Below are 1485 nucleotides of genomic sequence, written 5' to 3' on the forward strand. Positions count from 1 at the left end.
ACCTCTTGGGGTTGTATGGTTAAGTGACTAAGCGTACACGGTGGATGCCTTGGCAGTCAGAGGCGATGAAGGACGTATTAACTTGCGATAAGCCCAGATTAGACAGTAAAAGTCTTTGAGTCTGGGATTTCCGAATGGGGAAACCCACTTACATAAGTAAGTATCGCTGCATGAATACATAGTGCAGCGAGGCGAACCCGGGGAACTGAAACATCTAAGTACCCGGAGGAAGAGAAATCAACCGAGATTCCGAAAGTAGCGGCGAGCGAAATTGGATTAGCCCTTAAGCTTTTAATGAGACAGACGAAGGCTCTGGAAAGTGCCGCAATAAAGGGTGATAGCCCCGTAGTCGACATCTCATCATCAGTGAAATCGAGTAGGGCGGGACACGTGATATCCTGTCTGAATATGGGGGGACCATCCTCCAAGGCTAAATACTACTGACTGACCGATAGTGAACCAGTACCGTGAGGGAAAGGCGAAAAGAACCCCTGTGAGGGGAGTGAAATAGAACCTGAAACCGTGTACGTACAAGCAGTAGGAGCACCTTCGTGGTGTGACTGCGTACCTTTTGTATAATGGGTCAGCGACTTATATTCAGTGGCAAGGTTAACCATCTAGGGGAGCCGTAGCGAAAGCGAGTGTTAACTGCGCGACTYAGTCGCTGGATATAGACCCGAAACCAGGTGATCTAGCCATGGGCAGGTTGAAGGTTGAGTAACATCAACTGGAGGACCGAACCGACTAATGTTGAAAAATTAGCGGATGACTTGTGGCTAGGGGTGAAAGGCCAATCAAACCTGGAGATAGCTGGTTCTCCCCGAAATCTATTTAGGTAGAGCCTCGGACGAATACCAATGGGGGTAGAGCACTGTTAAGGCTAGGGGGTCATCCCGACTTACCAACCCTTTGCAAACTCCGAATACCATTGAGTACTATCCGGGAGACACACGGCGGGTGCTAACGTCCGTCGTGGAGAGGGAAACAACCCAGACCGCCAGCTAAGGTCCCAAAGTATAGCTAAGTGGGAAACGATGTGGGAAGGCTCAGACAGCCAGGATGTTGGCTTAGAAGCAGCCATCATTTAAAGAAAGCGTAATAGCTCACTGGTCGAGTCGGCCTGCGCGGAAGATGTAACGGGGCTAAGCTATACACCGAAGCTGCGGCTGCAWACTTTGTWTGCGGGGTAGGGGAGCGTTCTGTAAGCCGTTGAAGGTGGTCTGTAAGGGCTGCTGGAGGTATCAGAAGTGCGAATGCTGACATGAGTAACGATAAAGGGGGTGAAAAACCTCCTCGCCGGAAGACCAAGGGTTCCTGTCCAACGTTAATCGGGGCAGGGTAAGTCGACCCCTAAGGCGAGGCCGAAAGGCGTAGTCGATGGGAAACGGGTTAATATTCCCGTACTTCTTACAATTGCGATGGGGGGACGGAGAAGGCTAGGTGGGCCTGGCGATGGTTGTCCAGGTTCAAGTGCGTAGGCTGAAG

Annotated in this window: 1 rRNA gene; it reads left to right on the top strand. The window is 51.1% G+C overall.

The features are described from left to right. Positions 1 to 17: 17 nt before the first annotated feature. A 23S ribosomal RNA gene (locus DPF91_RS21670) occupies positions 18 to 1485 on the top strand; the annotation flags it as partial.

Origin of the sequence: Vibrio maerlii (assembly GCF_003415655.1) — a bacterium.
Classification (GTDB): Bacteria; Pseudomonadota; Gammaproteobacteria; order Enterobacterales; family Vibrionaceae; genus Vibrio; species Vibrio maerlii.